The sequence below is a fragment of the Bradyrhizobium sp. 956_D2_N1_4 genome (assembly GCF_052076025.1).
In the GTDB taxonomy this organism is placed as follows: domain Bacteria; phylum Pseudomonadota; class Alphaproteobacteria; order Rhizobiales; family Xanthobacteraceae; genus Bradyrhizobium; species Bradyrhizobium barranii.
Map to the genome: position 1 here is coordinate 683,398 of NZ_CP197237.1, position 18,438 is coordinate 701,835.

18 protein-coding genes are annotated in these 18,438 nt (G+C 66.2%); 12 read left to right on the top strand and 6 right to left on the bottom strand.

Annotated elements, in window-relative coordinates:
- Nucleotides 1-49 precede the first annotated feature (49 nt).
- The 4 genes from AB7535_RS03250 to AB7535_RS03265 all read left to right on the top strand — a co-directional run bounded on the left by AB7535_RS03250 (nt 50) and on the right by AB7535_RS03265 (nt 4,228).
- Nucleotides 50-1,213 carry a PA0069 family radical SAM protein gene (locus AB7535_RS03250; protein WP_085402545.1) on the top strand — a complete coding sequence of 388 codons (1,164 nt, stop codon included), beginning with the start codon at nt 50-52 and terminating at the stop codon, nt 1,211-1,213.
- Nucleotides 1,214-1,236: 23 nt separating this feature from the next.
- Complete coding sequence (locus tag AB7535_RS03255; protein WP_085402546.1) at nt 1,237-1,692, top strand: VOC family protein; 456 nt, start codon at nt 1,237-1,239, stop codon at nt 1,690-1,692.
- A gap of 76 nt (nt 1,693-1,768) precedes the next feature.
- Nucleotides 1,769-2,620, top strand: coding sequence for a ribonuclease HII (locus tag AB7535_RS03260; RefSeq protein WP_085402590.1), 852 nt, complete (start codon nt 1,769-1,771; stop codon nt 2,618-2,620).
- Between the two features lie 99 nt (nt 2,621-2,719).
- Complete coding sequence (locus AB7535_RS03265; RefSeq protein ID WP_085402547.1) at nt 2,720-4,228, top strand: glycosyltransferase family 39 protein; 1,509 nt, start codon at nt 2,720-2,722, stop codon at nt 4,226-4,228.
- A gap of 122 nt (nt 4,229-4,350) precedes the next feature.
- Here AB7535_RS03265 and AB7535_RS03270 read toward each other — a convergent pair whose 3' ends face one another.
- Entirely contained in the window at nt 4,351-5,157 is an 807-nt protein-coding gene (locus AB7535_RS03270) for a uracil-DNA glycosylase (RefSeq protein WP_071916142.1), read from the bottom strand.
- Between the two features lie 139 nt (nt 5,158-5,296).
- Between AB7535_RS03270 and AB7535_RS03275 the strand changes: the two genes are divergently transcribed.
- The 3 genes from AB7535_RS03275 (at nt 5,297) to AB7535_RS03285 (ending at nt 9,991) form a co-directional block, all read left to right on the top strand.
- Nucleotides 5,297-6,958, top strand: a complete 1,662-nt coding sequence (locus AB7535_RS03275; RefSeq protein ID WP_085402548.1) for an electron transfer flavoprotein-ubiquinone oxidoreductase — start codon at nt 5,297-5,299, stop codon at nt 6,956-6,958.
- A gap of 329 nt (nt 6,959-7,287) precedes the next feature.
- On the top strand, nt 7,288-9,081 hold the full coding sequence (locus AB7535_RS03280; RefSeq protein ID WP_094184200.1) for a tetratricopeptide repeat protein: 1,794 nt from the start codon (nt 7,288-7,290) through the stop codon (nt 9,079-9,081).
- Nucleotides 9,082-9,106: 25 nt separating this feature from the next.
- Complete coding sequence (locus tag AB7535_RS03285) at nt 9,107-9,991, top strand: 4-(cytidine 5'-diphospho)-2-C-methyl-D-erythritol kinase (protein WP_085402549.1); 885 nt, start codon at nt 9,107-9,109, stop codon at nt 9,989-9,991.
- 127 nt (nt 9,992-10,118) lie between these two features.
- On the opposite strand, the gene AB7535_RS03290 is transcribed toward AB7535_RS03285, so the two are convergent.
- Entirely contained in the window at nt 10,119-10,991 is an 873-nt protein-coding gene (locus tag AB7535_RS03290) for an alpha/beta fold hydrolase (RefSeq protein ID WP_085402550.1), read from the bottom strand.
- 483 nt (nt 10,992-11,474) lie between these two features.
- On the opposite strand from AB7535_RS03290, the gene AB7535_RS03295 reads away from it, so the two are divergent.
- A complete protein-coding gene (locus tag AB7535_RS03295; RefSeq protein ID WP_085402592.1) occupies nt 11,475-11,738 on the top strand; it encodes a hypothetical protein in 264 nt (87 codons plus the stop codon).
- Nucleotides 11,739-11,802: 64 nt separating this feature from the next.
- On the opposite strand, the gene AB7535_RS03300 is transcribed toward AB7535_RS03295, so the two are convergent.
- The 4 genes from AB7535_RS03300 to AB7535_RS03315 all read right to left on the bottom strand — a co-directional run bounded on the left by AB7535_RS03300 (nt 11,803) and on the right by AB7535_RS03315 (nt 15,711).
- On the bottom strand, nt 11,803-12,435 hold the full coding sequence (locus AB7535_RS03300) for a LysE family translocator (protein WP_135215917.1): 633 nt from the start codon (nt 12,433-12,435) through the stop codon (nt 11,803-11,805).
- 44 nt (nt 12,436-12,479) lie between these two features.
- Nucleotides 12,480-13,742: a beta-ketoacyl-ACP synthase II gene (fabF, locus tag AB7535_RS03305; protein WP_135215918.1), complete on the bottom strand. Its 1,263-nt coding sequence runs from the start codon at nt 13,740-13,742 to the stop codon at nt 12,480-12,482.
- A 1-nt stretch (nt 13,743) separates the two neighbouring features.
- A complete protein-coding gene (locus tag AB7535_RS03310) occupies nt 13,744-14,259 on the bottom strand; it encodes a winged helix-turn-helix transcriptional regulator (protein WP_085402554.1) in 516 nt (171 codons plus the stop codon).
- Nucleotides 14,260-14,703: 444 nt separating this feature from the next.
- Nucleotides 14,704-15,711, bottom strand: a complete 1,008-nt coding sequence (locus AB7535_RS03315) for a polyprenyl synthetase family protein (RefSeq protein ID WP_085402593.1) — start codon at nt 15,709-15,711, stop codon at nt 14,704-14,706.
- 133 nt (nt 15,712-15,844) lie between these two features.
- On the opposite strand from AB7535_RS03315, the gene AB7535_RS03320 reads away from it, so the two are divergent.
- The 4 genes from AB7535_RS03320 (at nt 15,845) to AB7535_RS03335 (ending at nt 18,251) form a co-directional block, all read left to right on the top strand.
- On the top strand, nt 15,845-16,072 hold the full coding sequence (locus AB7535_RS03320) for a putative signal transducing protein (RefSeq protein WP_014497336.1): 228 nt from the start codon (nt 15,845-15,847) through the stop codon (nt 16,070-16,072).
- The gene (locus tag AB7535_RS03325; RefSeq protein WP_135215919.1) at nt 16,065-16,895 is read left to right on the top strand and encodes a tRNA1(Val) (adenine(37)-N6)-methyltransferase; all 831 of its coding nucleotides are present in this window, start codon (nt 16,065-16,067) and stop codon (nt 16,893-16,895) included. The genes AB7535_RS03320 and AB7535_RS03325 overlap by 8 nt, the downstream gene beginning before the upstream one ends.
- 151 nt (nt 16,896-17,046) lie before the next feature.
- Nucleotides 17,047-17,955 (top strand): S49 family peptidase, encoded by a 909-nt coding sequence (locus AB7535_RS03330; protein WP_085402555.1) that lies wholly within the window; start codon nt 17,047-17,049, stop codon nt 17,953-17,955.
- Between the two features lie 104 nt (nt 17,956-18,059).
- The gene (locus AB7535_RS03335) at nt 18,060-18,251 is read left to right on the top strand and encodes a hypothetical protein (protein WP_071916131.1); all 192 of its coding nucleotides are present in this window, start codon (nt 18,060-18,062) and stop codon (nt 18,249-18,251) included.
- The last annotated feature ends 187 nt before the right edge of the window (nt 18,252-18,438 follow it).

An 18,438-nucleotide genomic window follows, 5' to 3' on the forward strand; every position in this document is an offset into this window, starting at 1 on the left:
TTTTTGTTTGTGTTCTTGATTTGTTCCTTTGGCGTGCTATCTTGGCTTCATGAGTCCAGCATCCTCTCATGCTCTCAAGCACCCGCCGGTCACGGCGCCCTCCGAGCCGGCGGGTGCGGACTCTGATTTTCCCGAACTGGCGGTCGCCATCGACAAACAGCGCAGGCGAGGGCGGGGCGCCCAGTCCAATGCCAGCGGCCGCTTCGAGGCCGAGGCCCGCGTCGCCTTCGACGATGGCTGGCAGAGCCTGGAGGAGCTGCCGCCGTTCAAGACCACCGTTGGCGTCGACACCTCGCGCAAGGTGATCACCCGCAACGAATCCCCCGATATCGGCTTCGACCGCTCGATCAATCCCTATCGCGGCTGCGAGCACGGCTGTGTCTATTGCTTCGCGCGGCCGACGCACGCCTATCTCGGCCTGTCGCCGGGGCTCGACTTCGAGTCAAAGCTGTTTGCCAAGCCCGAGGCGCCTTCGCTGCTCGAGAAGGAGCTGGCCGCGACCGGCTACGAGCCGCGGATGATCGCGATCGGGACCAATACCGATCCGTATCAGCCGATCGAGCGCGAGCGTAAGATCATGCGCGGCATTCTCGAAGTGCTGGAGCGCGCCGGCCATCCGGTCGGCATCGTCACCAAGTCGGCGCTGGTCGTGCGCGACATCGACATTCTCGCGCGGATGGCCAAGCGCAACCTCGCCAAGGTCGCGATCTCGGTCACCTCGCTCGATCCAAAACTCGCGCGGACCATGGAGCCGCGCGCGGCGACGCCGCCGAAGCGGCTGGAGGCGCTGAAGCAGCTCTCGGAGGCCGGCATTCCGACCACCGTGATGGTCGCGCCCGTGATCCCCGCGCTGAACGATTCCGAGATCGAGCGCATTCTCGATGCCGCCGCCCATGCCGGCGTCAAGGAAGCCTCCTATGTGCTGCTGCGGCTGCCGCTGGAGGTGCGTGATCTCTTCCGCGAATGGCTGATGGCCAACTATCCGGACCGCTACCGCCACGTCTTCACCCTGATCCGCGACATGCGCGGCGGCCGCGATTACGACGCGAAATGGGGTGAGCGGATGAAGGGCACCGGACCGATGGCCTGGACCATCGGCCGCCGCTTCGAGATCGCCTGCGACAGGCTTGGGCTGAACAAGCGGCGCTCCAAGCTGACGACGGATCACTTTGCGAGGCCGAAGCGGAACGGCGATCAGCTCAGCCTGTTCTGACCGGGAAGCGAAAGAGGCGTAGCATGAGCCAGGAACTTGCCGCGCCGGTGCCGCGGCTCACCGTCATCACACTGGGTGTGAGCGACATTCGCGCCAGCATCGCCTTCTATGACGCGCTCGGCTTCTCGCGTCGGCTGAAGGGGACCGGCGAGGCCGTCGCCTTCTATGATACCGGTGGTCCGGTGCTGGCCCTGTTTCACTGGGATAAGCTCGCGGCCGATGCCAAGTTGCCGGACAATCCGAGGCCCGCGACCTTCCGCGGCATCACGCTCGCCTGGAACTGCGCCACGCGCGGCGAGGTCGATGCGGTTCTGGCCTTCGCCGTCGGCAAGGGCGCGGCACTGCTGAAAGCGGCGCATGAGACCGACTACGGCGGTTATTCCGGCTATTTCGCCGACCCCGACAGCCATCCCTGGGAGGTCGTGGTCGCGCCGGGCATCGAGGTCGGTGAGGACCGGCGGGTGCATCTGGCAGAGTAGGCGGCTGGTCTGAATAACGGGAATTGTCCGGGGTTCCCGGTTGCGCCGGCCGGGCCGCTTGCGCACGATCCCGGCCATGATTCGGGACAAGTCGACCAGGAAGCCGACCAAAGACGCGCCAGAGAAGGGCGCGTCGAAGAAGAATGCCGCCAAGAAGGCAGCGCTTGCGAAGGCGGCCAAGGGGGCGGCCGGTAGGCAGCGCGCCATCATCGCCGTCGCCTCGCCGAGCTTCCGCCGCGAGCGCGCGCTGATCAAGCGTGGCATCTGGCCGGTTGCCGGCTGCGACGAGGCCGGCCGCGGGCCTCTGGCTGGTCCCGTGGTGGCGGCCGCCGTGATTCTCGATCCCGACCGCATTCCGCGCGGCATTGACGATTCCAAGCGCCTGACGGCCGAGGAACGGGAAAGACTGTTCGACAAGATCTGCGCCACCGCGCAGGTGTCGGTCGCCGTCGCCTCGCGCTCCCGGATCGACCGCGACAACATCCTGCGTGCCTCGCTGTGGGCGTTGAAGCGCGCCGTGGTGGCGCTGCCCGACACGCCGCGTCATGTGTTTGTCGACGGCCGCGATCGGCTCGACACCGCCTGCGACTGCGAGGCCGTGATCGGCGGCGACGGCATCGTCCTGTCGATCGCCGCCGCCTCGATCATCGCCAAGGTAACGCGCGACCGGCTGATGTGCGCGCTGGCGCAGGACTGCCCCGGCTACGGTTTCGAGCAGCACAAGGGCTACGCCGTTCCCGAGCACCTCGACGCGCTCGACCGCCTCGGCCCCACCGTCCACCACCGCAGCTTCTTCGCCCCCGTCGCCGCCGCCCGCGCCAAGCACATGCCCTGGACGGTCGAGCCGGTGCGGGACTTGTTTGCGGTGACCGAGATGGACGTGCAGGTGGAAGCAAGCGTTGAAATTGATGCGCCAGCGGGCCTCTAGGGCAGACGGTCGTTGCCACAACGCGCAGCGCCCTTTATCAAAACAGATGTGAGCGAATAGGGCCGGCTGGACGGGTTGGCTGCATCTTTCGGACGTTGTATGCGGTTTACCTCCCTGGTCATCGAGCTCATTCGCGCCCGGCCGCGGCTGATCGTGTGGATCGCCGTGCTGCTCCAGGCCGCGATGTGGCTGTTCGTGGCGCTGGTGTTCTATCGCAGCCCGCCCGGCACCCTCGCGACCCTGCTCGCCTTCGGGCGCGAGTACCAGGTCGGTACTGATCTGGGCCCGCCGCTCCCGGTCTGGCTCGCCGACATCGCCTATCGCGCCGCCGGCGGCCACATGTTCGGCGTCTATGTCCTCGCCCAGCTCTGCGAGGTCGCGACCTTCATCGCGCTCTATCATCTCTCCCGCGCCGTGGTCGGCTCACAGCAGGCGGTGCTCGCCGTGCTGCTGACCATGACGGTGCTGGCCTTCTCCTCGCCGGCGCTCGACTTTGGCCCGCTGGTGCTGGCGCGGCCGCTCTGGGCGCTGCTGCTGTTGCATTCCTGGCAGATCATCGGCCAGCGCCGCGGCAATGCCTGGTTCGCCTGGTCGATCGAGGCGGGCCTCTTGCTGCTGACGACGCCCGCGGCGATCTTCCTTCTCCTCCTGCTCGTCGTCTTCGCGATCTCGACCGCCGGCGGACGCCGGACGCTACGCGCGCTCGATCCGCTGTTCGCGCTGATCGTCGTCGCCGTGCTGGCGCTGCCCTATGCGGTCTGGCTGATGCGCGCCGAGACGCTTGTCATGCCGACCCTGCCTGAAGTCGCCGCGCTGAACGCCCGCGCGCTGCACGCGGCCTGGCTGCTCGGCGGGCTCGTGCTTGGCGCGGCGGCGATCCCGGCGCTGACCTTTCTCAATAGCGGCCTGTTCGTCGCCAAGGGCGAGGAAGCGCCGATCATCTACCGGCCGCCGGTCGAGCCGCTCGCGCACAACTTCGTCTATTTCTTCGCGCTGGCGCCTGCGCTCGGCGCGGTCCTGATCTCCGGGCTGCTCGGGCTCGATGCCGTCGTCGGCGGTGCCGGTGTCGTACTGGTCATGTCGGGACTTGCCGTGGTCGTGACGGCCGGGGACCTCATCGCGATGCGCCGCGCGCGGGTGCTGCGGACGGTGTGGGCTGCCGCCGTCCTGGCGCCCGCAGCCGGCGTCGTGCTCGCCGTGCTGTTTCTGCCCTTGACCGGCGCCAACGAGATTGCGACCTCGATGCCGGCGCGCGCGATCTCGGATTTCTTCGACGAGAGCTTTGCCCGCCGCACCAATCATCGCCTGCGCGCGGTCGCCGGCGAGACCCAGCTCGCGAGCCTGATCACGCTGCATTCCGGCCGGCCGCATCTCTTCATCGATGCTCAGCCCGCGCGCACGCCGTGGATCAATCAGGCCAAATTCAGCGAGACCGGCGGCGTCGTGGTCTGGCGCGCCTCCGACACCGCCGGCACCCCGCCGCCGGAAATCCTCGCGCGCTTTCCCGGCATCGTTCCGGAAGTGCCGCGCGCGTTCGAATGGCTGGTGACTGGCCGCCAGCAGTTGCTGCGCATCGGCTGGGCCATCGTACGGCCGAAGGGGACGTAGCGACAAACGCTGAAATCGTAGGGTGGGCAAAGGCGCAAAGCGCCGTGCCCACCATCAAGTCTATCCGTCGTCGACCTAGTGATGGTGGGCACGCTTCGCTTTGCCCACCCTACGACAGCTCGCTATCCCGCCAGCACCTTCGCGATCGCGCGCAGATCCTGCCAGGCCAGCCGCTTGTACGACGGTGAGCGCAAGAGATAGGCCGGGTGGAACGTCGGCAGCGCGCGGATGGTGCGCCCACCCGTCTCGTAGTCGAACCAGCGGCCGCGGGTGCGCATGATGCCCTCGCGCGTCGACAGCAGCGTCTGCGTTGAGGGATTGCCGAGCGTCACCAGCACGTCGGGATTCACCAGCTCGATCTGGCGCTGGATGAAGGGCAGGCAGATCTGCGTTTCCTGCGGCGTCGGCGTGCGGTTGCCGGGCGGCCGCCAGGGAATCACGTTGGCGATGTAGGCGGTGGTGCGGTTGAGCCCGATCGCGCCGATCATGAGGTCGAGCAGCTTGCCGCTCCGCCCGACGAAGGGCAGCCCCTCGATGTCCTCGTCGCGGCCCGGCGCCTCGCCGACGAACATGATGCGCGCCTGCGGATTGCCGTCGGCGAACACCAGCCGCGTCGCGGTATGCTTCAGCGCGCAGCCTTCAAAATTCTGCATCAGCTCGCGCAGTGCCTCGAGCGTCGGCGCGGTACGCGCGGCCTCGCGTGCGGAGGCGATCGCAATGTCCGGCGCAGGTGCGGCCTCGCCGCGCATCACCGCGGGCGCGGCAACAGGCCGTGGTGCCTCGACCGGAGGTGCGGCGCGCGGGGCCGGCGGCGGAGCATCCAATTCCGCCAGGCGGTCGACAGGTTCCTCCGCGAGCGCGCAATCGACCCCGGCCTCCAGATAGAAGGCGAGAAGCTCTCGGACGGTGGGTGCGGGCTCGGGGATCATTTGGAAAGTCAGACTTTTACTATATCAGTTTGGGGTGCCTTGCATCCCAGTGGAACGCATTTCCGTGGTTGTCCTACCCGGAAAAATCGGAAACAAGGGGGCGCAAATGACGAGGAACCGTCTCAAGGGCTGAGATCAGATGAGCACCGAAGAACTTCCCCCGCGCGAATCCATGGAATTCGACGTCGTCATCGTCGGCGCCGGCCCGTCTGGCCTGGCGGCCGCGATCCGGCTGAAGCAGCTCAATGCCGATCTCAACGTCGTCGTGGTGGAGAAGGGCTCCGAGGTCGGTGCGCACATTCTCTCCGGCGCCGTGATCGATCCGGCCGGGCTCGACAAGCTGATCCCGGACTGGCGCGAGGATTCCGACTGTCCGCTGAAGACGCAGGTGAAGGACGACCGCTTCTACTGGATGACGGGAGGCGGCGCGATCAAGCTGCCGAACTTCATCATGCCGCCGCTGATGGACAATCATCACTGCTATATCGGCTCGCTCGGCAATGTCTGCCGCTGGCTGGCGCGCAAGGCCGAGGCGCTTGGCGTCGAGATCTATCCGGGCTTTGCCGCCGCTGAGGTGCTCTATGACGAGCAGGGCGCGGTGAAGGGCATCGCCACAGGCGACATGGGCATCGGCCGCGATGGCAAGCCGAAGGACTCCTTTACCCGCGGCATGGAACTGCTCGGCAAGTACACTCTGTTCGCCGAGGGCGCGCGCGGCAGCCTGACCAAGCAGCTGATCGCGAAGTTTGCACTGGATTCCAAGAGCGAGCCGGCGAAGTTCGGCATCGGCCTCAAGGAAGTCTGGCAGATCGATCCCGCCAAGCACCAGAAGGGCATGATCCAGCATTCGTTCGGCTGGCCGCTCGACCTGAAGACCGGCGGCGGCTCGTTCCTTTATCACTATGACGACAATCTCGTCGCCGTCGGCTTCGTCGTGCATCTCAACTACGACGATCCGTATCTGTCGCCGTTCGACGAGTTCCAGCGCTTCAAAACCCATCCCTCGATCCGCGGCACCTTCGAGGGCGCCAAGCGGCTCGCCTATGGCGCGCGCGCCATCACCGAAGGTGGCTATCAGTCGGTGCCGAAGCTGAGCTTCCCCGGCGGCGCGCTGGTCGGTTGTGCGGCGGGCTTCGTCAACGTGCCTCGCATCAAGGGCGTGCACAATGCGATGGGCACCGGCATGCTCGCCGCAGAGCATGTCGCGGCCGCGCTCGCTGCCGATCGCGCCAATGACGAGATCGTCGACTACGAGAACGCCTGGCGGTCCTCGGCGGTCGGCAAGGACCTGTTCCTGGTCCGCAACGTCAAGCCGCTATGGTCGAAGTTCGGCACCGTGCTCGGCGTCGCGCTCGGTGGCTTCGACATGTGGTGCAACACGCTGTTCGGTGGCTCGCTGTTCGGCACGCAGTCGCATGCGAAGCCCGATCGCGCCACGCTTGATCCGGCGAAGAGCCACGCGCCGAAGAACTACCCGAAGCCGGACGGCAAGATCTCGTTCGACAAGCTCTCGTCGGTGTTCCTGTCCAACACCAATCATGAGGAGGACCAGCCGGTCCATCTCAAGGTCGCCGACATGAACCTGCAGAAGACCTCGGAGCACGACGTCTTCGCCGGTCCCTCGAATCGCTATTGCCCGGCCGGGGTCTATGAGTGGGTCGAGGAAGGCGCGAGCCCGCGCTTCCAGATCAATGCCCAGAACTGCGTCCACTGCAAAACCTGCGACGTGAAGGACCCCAACGGCAACATCACCTGGGTTCCCCCGGAGGGCGGCGGCGGTCCGAACTACGAGGCCATGTAAGCTAGGCCATGCAAGCCGGGATCATTGGACCAAAGCGATCGAGCCGGGGCCAATGTGACGTGCCCCCGGCATTGTGACGCACGTTCGCGTGAGAACCGGCCCGGGGTAGCGGTCCGCGGCCACGATAAGGCCATACTGGCAGCGTCTTGGGGCGTAGTCGGCCGATTTGGGGCGTGCGGAGGGGATCGCATGCCCGAATCCTTGCGGTGAAGCGCCAAAAGCGGCATTGTCGGCCCGACGGTTCCGGGTCCCCATGCCACCGGCCGCGTTCGCATGCGATACGGCCTACCGCTGCAAACCCAGGCACTACAACTCAAGGCGAGCCCCTGATGTTCTCAAATCGTTTCAACCGCTGGACTGTTGCCGCCATCGCCCTCATGGGCACAGCGATCGCGACGGTCCCCGGCGCGGTCCTGGCGCAGACGCCGGACCATCCGTCCGACACGGCGGCGCAATTCCCGACCCGGAACGATCTGAAGTCGCTGACGACCTCCGGCAGCTATCTCGCCGCCCGCCACGCCAGCGTCGAGCGCGACGCGGCCTCGGCCGCCGCATTCTACCGCTCGGCGCTCCGCACCGATCCCAAGAACAACGAGCTGCTCGATCGCGCCTTCATCTCGTCGGTTGCCGACGGTGACATCGACGAGGCGGTCAAGCTCGCCGAGCGCGTCCTGACCATCGACAAGACCAACCGCGTCGCGCGTCTCGTCGTCGGGGTGCACGATCTCAAGATGAAGAAATACGCGACCGCGCAAACCAACATCAACCAGTCGATCCGCGGTCCGATCACCGATCTCGTCGCCACGCTGCTGTCGGGCTGGGCCGCCTATGGCGCGGGCGATGCCAAGGGCGGCGTCGCCACCATCGACAAGCTCGCCGGTCCGGAATGGTATCCGCTGTTCAAGGACCTCCATGCCGGCATGATCCTCGAGCTCTCCGGCAAGGAGAAGGACGCCGGCGTCCGCTTCGAGCGCGCCTACAAGCTCGACGATTCCATGCTGCGCGTCACCGAGGCCTATGCCCGCTGGCTGTCGCGCAACAAGGATTCCGCGGCCGCGACCACCGTCTACCTGGCTTTCGACAAGAAGCTCGCCCGCCATCCGCTGATCGTGGAAGGTCTGCGCGACACCAAGGCCGGCAAGAAGATGCCGCCGCTGGCCGACTCCGCGCAAGCTGGTGCCGCCGAAGCGCTCTACGGCATCGGTGCCACGCTGACCCGCCGCGGCGGCGAGGATCTGGCGCTGGTCTATCTTCAGCTCGCGCTCTATCTCCAGCCGACCCATCCGCTGGCGCTGCTCTCGCTCGCCGATCTCTATGAATCGGTGAAGCGGCCGCAGATGGCGATCAAGGTTTATGAGCGGGTGCCCGCGACCTCGCCGTTGAAGCGCAACGCGCAGATCCAGCTCGCCATCGATCTGGATTCCGCCGACCGCACCGACGAGGCGATCAAGATCCTCAAGGGCGTCACATCGGACGATTCCAAGGATCTCGAAGCCATCATGGCGCTCGGCAATATCGAGCGCGGCCGCAAGAAGTTCGGCGATTGCGGCGCGACCTATTCGCGGGGCATCGACGTGCTGCCGGCCGGCAACGACAAGGCCAACAGCGTCTGGTATTATTATCGCGGCATTTGCGAGGAGCGCTCCAAGGAGTGGAGCAAGGCCGAAGCCGACATGAAGAAGGCGCTCGAGCTCCAGCCCGACCAGCCGCATGTCCTCAACTATCTCGGCTATTCCTGGATCGACCAGGGCGTGAATCTCGACGAAGGCATGAAGATGATCAAGCGTGCCGTCGAGCAGCGTCCCGACGACGGCTACATCGTCGACTCCCTCGGCTGGGCCTATTACCGCATCGGCAATTACGAAGAGGCGGTGAAGAACCTCGAGCGCGCGATCGACCTCAAGCCCGAGGATCCCACCATCAACGATCACCTTGGTGATGCCTATTGGCGCGTCGGCCGTACGCTGGAAGCGAAATTCCAGTGGGCCCACGCCCGCGATCTCAAGCCCGAGCCGGAGGAGCTTCCGAAGATCGAGGCCAAGATCGCCAACGGTATGACCGACGATTCGAACTCTTCGGCCGCGCAGGCGGACAAGAAGAAGGACGACGGCAAGGGCGGCTAAGAGCGCGTTTGGGGGCTGATCGCCAATGTCGGCGTTGATTGAAGAAGGGCGCGCGAAGGTCAATCTGAGCCTTCGCGTCGTCGGCCGTCGTGCCGACGGCTATCATGATCTCGAAAGCGTGGTCGCGTTTGCCGACTGCGCGGACCAGCTGACGCTGGAGCCGGGCGGCGAGCTGAAGCTCGTCACCACCGGGCCGCTGGCCGCGGCCTGCGGCGATACCGCGGACAATCTCGTGGTCAAGGCGGCCAGGCTCCTGGCCGAGGCCGTGCCGAACCTGAAGCTCGGGGCCTTCGCGCTCGACAAGGTGCTTCCCGTCGCGGCCGGCATCGGCGGCGGCTCGGCCGATGCCGCGGCGGCACTGCGGCTGCTCGCACGTCTCAACAATCTCTCGCTCGACGATCCGCGCCTGCAGAAGGTTGCGCTCGCCACCGGCGCCGACGTGCCGGTGTGCCTGTTCTCGCGCGCCTGCGACATGACCGGCGTCGGCGAGCAGCTCCTGCCGCTGGCGCTGCCGAGCATGCCCTGCGTGATGGTCAATCCGCGCGTGCCTGTTGCCACCAAGGACGTGTTCCAGGCGCTGGGCCTGCGCAACGGCGAACTCTTGGTCGGCGCAACGTCCGTTCTCGACGCTCCGGCGTGGCCCGAAGAGGGTGAGTCGATCGCCGATTGGGTCGACGTTCTCGAAACCGTGGCCAACGATCTCGAAGCCCCTGCGCTGCGCATCGAGCCTGTGATCGGCGAGGTGCTGGAAGCCTTGCGTGACTCCGCCGGCGTCAAGCTGGCCCGCATGTCCGGCTCCGGCGCGACTTGCTTTGCGATCTATGGCGCAGCGAGCGATGCGCATGCCGGCGCGGAAAAGATCCGGCGCACCCACCCCGGTTGGTGGGTGCATGCGGGGACGTTGAGCTAGGTTTTTCCGGGCTACGATTCTGCCGTAGGGTGGGCAATGCGAAGCGTGCCCACCAAACTTATTCTCGCAATCTGGCTGCGTGGTGGGCACGGCGCCTTGCGCCTTTGCCCACGCTACGGCAGTGGAGCTAGCCGCCGTCTTCGGCGAGCCCGAGAAACCGCCGGATCTCACTCAACACCTCTTGCGGCTTGTCATGCTGTAGCCAGTGCCCCGCGCCGGCGATGGTCTCGATGCGTGCCTGCGGGAAATAGCGCTCCAGGCCTGCGGCCCTGGCACCCGCGAGAAAACTTTCTCCGGCATTCAGCAGCAGCGTCGGACTTGTGATGCGCGACCACAGCGCGACGTGATCGTCCGGCCAGAGCCGGTGCGGCGCAGAGGCGCGCTGGTAGGGATCGAACTTCCAGCTATAGGTGCCGTCCTCATTCCGCCGCGAGCCGTGCGTTGCAAGATGCAGCGCGAGGTCGCGGGCGAGGCGCTTGTTGTGAAGCACCATCTGCGCGGCGGCGTCTTCGAGGGTCGCATAGCGGCGCGGCGTGCGGTCGTGCAGCCTGTCGAGCTGGCTGACCCATTTGCTGATGCGCTCATGCGTCGGCGCTTTGGGGGTGTCCGGCAACATGGTGACGCCGTCGAGGACGACGAGCTTCGTGACCAGCTCTGGGAACGACCCCGAAAAGATCAGGCTCACCATGCCGCCCATGGAATGACCAATGAGAGTCACTTGAGGCGCTGCGATGCTGCGAATGAGCTGGGCGAGGTCGTAGACATACTCGGTCAGCGCGTAGCTGCCGCCCTTGGTCCAGTCGGAATCGCCATGGCCGCGCAGATCGGGCGCGAGCACGTGAAAGTGCGGCTGAAGCGAGCGGGCGATGGCGTCCCAGCTCCGGCAATGATCGCGGCCGCCATGGACCAGGATGGCGACGGGCGCGCCGTGATTGCCCCAATCGGCATAGTGCAGCCGCAGGCCGTGGGACTCGTATGTGCGACTTTGCGGGGCAAGCATCGGGCGCCGATCCTTCGAAATGCCGGACGAGATAGCAGCACGACTGGAGTAGCCTGCTGCCGCCCATTCCACAAGCAAGCCGCAGGTCACGGGCGCTTCGGCGGCGAGCTCGTGCCGCCTAGGCGGCGCATGGCGCGTCGGCGCTGCCGGGTCTTGCGCATCTTCGCGTCGTGACAGCGACGCGCGGTGCGCGACAACGACCTTGTCAGGAGGCGATAACGCGACCAGGACATCATCCTCATCGAACTCTCCATCGCAACAACCATGGGTGAGCCGCGAGCGATGGGTCGTTCGAATTCCACGCGTTACATCTTGGTCATTACGGGTTGGAAAGTGTTTCGGGGCGATGGCGACAATGTTGCGCGCACGCCGTCATCGCGAGCCGATCGCTTCATCGAAATCGTTCATCGGTATTAAACCTGCGTAAGGCGCCGAACGCAGGACGCACTCATCGCCTCCAACGGATGTTAGGAGGTGAACATCATGAAACTTGTATCTGCGTTTGTCGGCCTTGCCGCACTTGGCGGGGTCACGCTGTCGAGCGGGGCTGCGTCAGCAGCACCGATCGAGGTGCCGACCGGCTATGTCTGCAATGAATGGGGCCATTGCTGGCAACGCCACTACCATGGAGGCTACTACCATCCGCACTACTGGGGTGGTTACGGCTGGCACCATCATTGGGGTGACGGCTGGCGCTGGCATCATTGGGCTCGCTGGCACCGCTGGCATCATTGGCACCACTGGTGAAATCTGAGAAAGGGGCTGCGGCCCCTTTCTTTTTTCGGTGGATGCCCGTCGGGAATGACGCGAGCTAGCCCTGCACCGGCCGCCGCGCCAGCGCGAGCGAGAGGCCAAGGCCGGCGATGAAGACGCCCGAGCCCTGCGTGAGACGCCGCATCAGATGTGGCCTGCCAATCAGCTGCGTGCGCGTTGCAGTTGCCATCAGCACGACGACGACATCGGCGAGCGTGTTCAGGATCACCGAGATCGCGCCGAGCACGATGAATTGCAGCGTGGGGCTCGATCCCGCGGGATCGAGGAACTGCGGAATGAAGGCGAGGAAGAATGCGGCGGTCTTCGGGTTCAGCGCCTCGACCAGCACGCCGTCGCGGAACGCGCGCCTGTCGCCGACGGGCTCGTTCTCCAGCGAGAGCGCGCGGCCGGCGCTGCGGAAGGTCTTGATGCCGAGCCAGACCAGATAGAGCGCGCCGATGAATTTCACGACGGCAAACAGCTCCGCACTGGCAAGGATGATCGCGGAGACGCCGAGGCTGCCCGCGACGACATGAACCAGCCCGCCCAGCGCGGTGCCCGCGGTTGACGCAAAGCCGCTGGCGCGTCCTTCGGACAAGGTCCGTGCCGCGACGTAGAAGATGCCGGGGCCGGGAACGGCGGCAATGAGACACGCTGCGGCCAGGAACAGCCAGAAATTCGTTTCGATCATCCCGGTTTGGTAACGAAGCGTGCCGCGATTACAAGGCCTCTCGTTCAGCCCATCCGGCGGAAGATCACGCTGGCATTCACCCCGCCGAAGCCAAATCCGTTGGAGATGGCGTTGAGCATCGGCATCGGCCGCGCGCTGCCTGCGACGATGTCGATGCCATCAGCGCCGGGATCTGCGTTTTCGAAATTGCGCGTCGGCGGCGCGACCTGGTCGCGCAAGGCGAGGACGGTGAAGATCGCCTCGAGTCCGCCGGCAGCGCCGAGCAGATGGCCGGTGGCCGATTTCGTCGCGCTCACCGCGATGTTCCGGTTGCGGCCGAACAGCGCGGCGATCGCGCCGAGCTCGCTTTCGTCGCCGGCCGGCGTCGACGTCGCATGCGCGTTCAAATGTTGCAAATCCGCGGGCGCAAGCTTCGCCTGGCGGAGCGCGATCTCCATGGCACGGCGGGCGCCGTCGCCATCGGGCGGGCCCGACGTCATGTGATAGGCGTCCGCCGTCGTGCCGTAGCCCACGATTTCCGCAATCGGGGAGGCGCCGCGCGCCAGTGCATGCTCCAGCTCCTCGATCACCAGGATGCCCGCGCCTTCGCCCATGACAAAGCCGTCGCGGTCGCGATCGAACGGGCGCGAGGCGCGCGCGGGCTCGTCGTTGAATCCGCTCGACAGTGCGCGGGCCGCGGCAAAGCCGCCGATGCTGACGATATCGATGCAGGCCTCCGCGCCGCCGCAGATCGCGACATCGGCTTCGCCTGCACGGATCATGCGCGCGGCATCGCCGATCGCCTGGACGCCGGCGGCACAGGCCGTGACCGGTGTGCCCAGCGCGCCCTTGTAGCCGTATTTGATCGAGACGTGGCCGGCGGCGAGATTGGCGAGAAACGAGGGGATGGTGAAGGGCGAGAGCCGGCGCGCGCCGCGCTGCTCGGTGATGCGCACCGCCTCCGCCATTGCCGGGAAGCCGCCGACGCCGGAAGCGATGATCGTCGCGGTTCTCTCCAATGTCGCCGCGTCCTGCGGCGTCCATCTGGCCTGCGCGACCGCTTCTGCGGTGGCGAGCAGGGCGAACAGGATGAAGCGGTCCATCTTGCGCTGGTCTTTTGGCGCGGCAGCTTGCGCGGGGTCGAAGCCGCCTTCGGCATCGTCGGCCTTGTCGGGCACGAGACCGGCAATGCGCGCGGGCAGTGCCTGCGACCATTCCGGCAGAGGGCGCAGCCCACTCTGGCCGGCGAGCAGCCGGCGCCAGGACAGTTCAACACCGCAGCCGAGCGGCGACACCGCTCCCATTCCCGTCACGACGATACGACGCATGTCAGTCTCCAGCCGGCGCAACGGCCGGGTTCATGGCTTTGAGCGAGCCGAGCCGCTTGCGCATCCCGCGGCTGGCGCGGGGACCCGGGACGACGACCGCATTGGCGAGGGTGATCGGACGCATGTCGGCGGCATCGACCACGATCGGATCGAACGGGCGAGCGTCGCTCCGATTCGCCAGCATGATGGATTCGCCCTTGGGCGCGAGATGCCTGTTGCCCCAGGCCAGCAGTGCCACGACCACAGGGAAGAAATCCCGCGCCTTCTCCGTCAGCACATATTCGTACCGCGGCGGCCGTTCGTGATAGCGGCGGCGGATGAACATGCCGCTCTCGGTGAGATGGGCAAGGCGCCGCGACAGGATGTTCGGCGCGATGCCGAGGCTTTGCGAAAATTCGTCGAACTTCGTCGCGCCCTGGAAGGCATCCCGCAAGATCAGGATGCTCCACCATTCGCCGACCGTCTCCACGGCGCGGCCGACCGGGCATTCCAGGATGGAGGGGGATTTCGGCTGCATGGCGGGAGCGTAGGAGAGTGGCTTGCAAAATGCAAGTCACTGGGCAGGCGGCGGCAGGTAGAGTGAGCGGTGAGGATGCGGAGGCGGGGCTGGCGGTGAGGTGCGCAGCGGGCGAGCGGTGAGTATGTGAAAGCAGGCTGGTGGTGGGATTTAAGGTAGCCGCCGGATAGCCGCTATCGTGCCCCGGACGCAGCGCAGCGCCTCTTGGCGGTGCGCTGCAGAGCCGGGGCCCATGTTGCGGAGAGCCTTGCGTGTCGCTTCCCGGCTCCGCGCAGCAGCGTTTCCCGCTGCAGCGCGTCCGGGACAAGAGAGGGAATGCGCCGTTGCCTAGCTCTCCGTCGTTGCGAGCGCAGCGAAGTAATCCAGACTGTTCCCGCGGAGGGATTCTGGATTGCTTCGCTGCGCTCGCAATGACGACGTGGAAAGAGCGTCAGCCTTTGTCGCCTAGTGCGACCGGGCCAGACAGAACGCGACCACCTGCTCCAGCGCGCTCTTCATCGGTGAGGACGGGAACAGCGCCAGCGCGTCGACGGCCATGGCGCCGTAGTGCTGAGCGCGGCTGAGCGTGTCCTCGAGCGCGCGATGCTTGTTCATCAGGCCCAGGGCGTGGTCGAGGTCGGTGTCGCCGATCTCGCCGCGCTCCAGCGCGCGGATCCAGAAGGCGCGCTCGGTGTCGTTGCCGCGGCGGAAGGCGAGCACGACCGGCAGCGTGATCTTGCCCTCGCGGAAATCGTCGCCGGTGTTCTTGCCGAGCTTGGCGCTCTTGCCGCCATAGTCGAGCACGTCGTCGACGAGCTGGAAGGCGATGCCGAGATTCATGCCGACCGAGCGGCACGCGGTCTGCTCCGCCTTCGGGCGGTTGGCGATCACGGGGCCGACCTCGCAGGCGGCCGCAAACAGCTCGGCGGTCTTGCCGCGGATCACGGCGAGATATTCGTCCTCGGTGGTCGCGGTGTTCTTGGCGGCGGCAAGCTGCATCACCTCGCCCTCGGCGATGGTGGCGGCGGCCGCGGAGAGGATGTCGAGCGCGCGGAGCGAGCCGACCTCGACCATCATGCGGAACGCCTGGCCGAGCAGGAAGTCGCCGACCAGCACGCTCGCCTCATTGCCCCAGAGCATGCGCGCCGACAGCTTGCCGCGGCGCATCTCGCTCTCGTCGACCACGTCGTCGTGAAGGAGCGTCGCGGTATGCATGAACTCGACGCTTGCAGCGAGCTTGATGTGACCGTCGCCGGCGTAGCCGGCGAGGTTGGCCATGGCGAGCGTCAGCATGGGCCGCAGGCGCTTGCCGCCGGAGGAGATGAGGTGGTTGGCGACCTCCGGGATCATGGTGACATCCGACCCGGTCCGCGACAGGATCGTGGCGTTGACGCGCTCCATGTCACCAGCGACAAGGGCAACCAGCTGTTCGATCGACGCGCCGGGAGTTTCGAAAGGTACGATGACGGCCACGCCGGTCTCCAATATTTGCCCCGGAGGGGCTATTCTGATGCAAATACAATAGAAACTGGCAGCGGATGCGGCAAGTGCCGCGGAACCATTGACATTTGCCGCTTTAGCCCCTTTCAGGCAGGAGACCTGCGTTTTGCGTGAACTGGTTCGGACCAACGACATGGTGCTGGTGTCGGCGATCGGCGCGCTGCTCGACGGCGCCAACATCCATCATCTGGTGCTGGACCAGAACATGAGCATTATCGAGGGCTCGCTGGGTATCCTGCCGCGGCGGATCCTGGTCCATGAGGATGACGCCCAGGAGGCCAGGGAGCTCCTCACCGAGGCCGGCCTCAGTCATGAACTGCGCGGCGATGATTGACGTCGTCACAGACTTCACCGAGGACGCCTTTCTCGGCGGGCAATTGCGCTTGAAGCAGAAGCGGTCCGGCCACCGCGCCGGGCATGACGCCATCCTGCTCGCGGCGGCGACGGAAGCGCAGGCGGGCGACCGTGTCGTCGATCTGGGCGCCGGCATCGGCACCGCCGGGCTGGCGCTTGGCCGGCGCGTCGCGGGAATCAGCCTCAGCCAGGTCGAGATCGATCCGGAACTGGCGGAACTCGCGCGCGCCAATGCGGCGGCGAATGCGATCGCCGCGGAGACGATCGTGCTCGACGTTACGGCCGACGCACAGGCGTTTGCGGCTAATGGCCTCGCGCCCGACAGCGTCGACGTGGTGCTGATGAACCCACCCTTCAACGATCCCGCACGCCATCGCGGTTCGTCCGATCAGACGCGCCGCACCGCGCATGTTGCGAGCGAGGAGACGCTGAATGCATGGGTGCATGCGGCGCGGCGCATCCTCCGATCGGGTGGCGCGCTGACCTTGATCTGGCGCGCCGATGGAATCGAGGAGGTTTTGGCAGCGCTGTCACGTGGTTTTGGAAGCCTGTCGATCCTGCCGGTTCACGGCGAGGCAGGACGGCCCGCGATCCGCGTGCTGGTGCGCGCAATCAAAGGCGGCCGGGCTCCGACGCGGCTGCTGCCGGGCCTCATGCTCAACGACGAGTCAGGCGTGCCTAAAAATCAGGTGAGGGAGATTCTGGAAGGGAGGGCGTTCTTGCCGCTGGCGGAGCCGCGACGGCCTACTGCGGAAGCGATTCCGACTGCTGCTCTTGCGGGGTCGTCAGACGGATCGCCATGAACAGCGCACCGACCAGCAGCAACAGCAGATAGATTTTCATGGTGTTCTCCGCTGCCTCATTGCAGCTTCCTAACGGGGAATCTGCAAAACACGTTCCGGGCACTTCCAATGACAGTCGCGTGATAAGAAATGGTTAAGCAGAGGTAACGGCATGGCCGAACAATTGAACGATCGTGAGGGTTCCGGCCTGGCCGACAAGCTCATGCAATATCTGCCGGCGCGCTTCCGTCCCGGCACGGCGGTGGTGCCGGTGGTGCGGCTGTCCGGTGTGATCGGTGCGGTGACGCCGCTGCGCCCGGGCATGACGCTTGCGGGCGTCGCGCGGGTGCTGGAGCGGGCGTTTTCGTACCGGAACGCCAAGGCGGTGGCGCTGGTGATCAATTCGCCCGGCGGCTCGCCGGTGCAGTCGCGCCAGATCTATCTGCGCATCAAGCAGCTCGCGGCGGAGAAGAAGCTGCCCGTGCTGGTGTTCGTCGAGGACGTCGCGGCGTCCGGCGGCTACATGATCGCCTGCGCCGGCGACGAGATCATCTGCGATCCGTCTTCCATCCTGGGCTCGATCGGCGTGGTCGGCGGCAGTTTTGGTTTCCAGGAGGCGATCAGGCGGCTCGGCATCGAGCGGCGGCTCTACACGGCCGGCGCGCACAAGGCGATGCTCGATCCGTTCCTCCCGGAAAACCCCGACGACGTGGCGAAGCTGAAGGCGCTCCAGCGCGAGATCCACCAGATCTTCATCGCGCTGGTGAAGGAGAGCCGCGGCGCGCGGCTGAAAGGCGCCGACGACACCCTGTTCACCGGCGAATACTGGGCCGGCGAGAGTTCGATCGCGCTGGGGCTCGCTGACGGCATCGGCGATCTCCGCTCAACTCTTCGTGCCCGCTATGGCGAGAAGGTTCTCACCCCTGTGATTGCGCCGCCGACCGGTCTGCTCTCGGGCCTTTTGGGGCGGAAATCGCCCGGTGCGGGCCAGCTTTCGGCCATGGAATCAATGGCCGGCCTGCCGGACGAGTTGATCTCGGCGGTCGAGACGCGGGCGATTTGGGCGAAATTCGGGTTCTAGGCGACACCCTCCCGCGCCATTTGGTCCGGGCCGAGCCAATTGCGGCGCGGCCCGGTCTGCGCAAGAATGTCTGTGGGGGCTGAGCACTAGACAAGGATCGACCGATGCCGCCGTTTGTCGCTTTCGCGGGCGTCCTGGGCGGGCTTGCCGTGGTCCGCTGGGCCTACAAGACCGCTGTCCGGATCAACCATGAGCTGGAGGAGATGCGCCTGTCGCGCGTCGCTGAAGCCGCCCATGCCGGGGATATTCAGAAGCTGAAACGTGACCCCGTGACCGGAGCGTATCGGCCCGGCTAGGTAGCGCCACTCGCGTCATGCCCGGGCTTGTCCCGGGCATCCACGTTCTTCGTACCGCGACCAAGGTCGTGGATGGCCGGGACATAGGCGAGCGGAAGTGACGCCGTCCTTCGGACGGCTATGCCCGGCCATGACGGAGCACAGGGCCGCTTTCCAGGCCCCCTTTGCCTTGATTCCCATCCCCGCC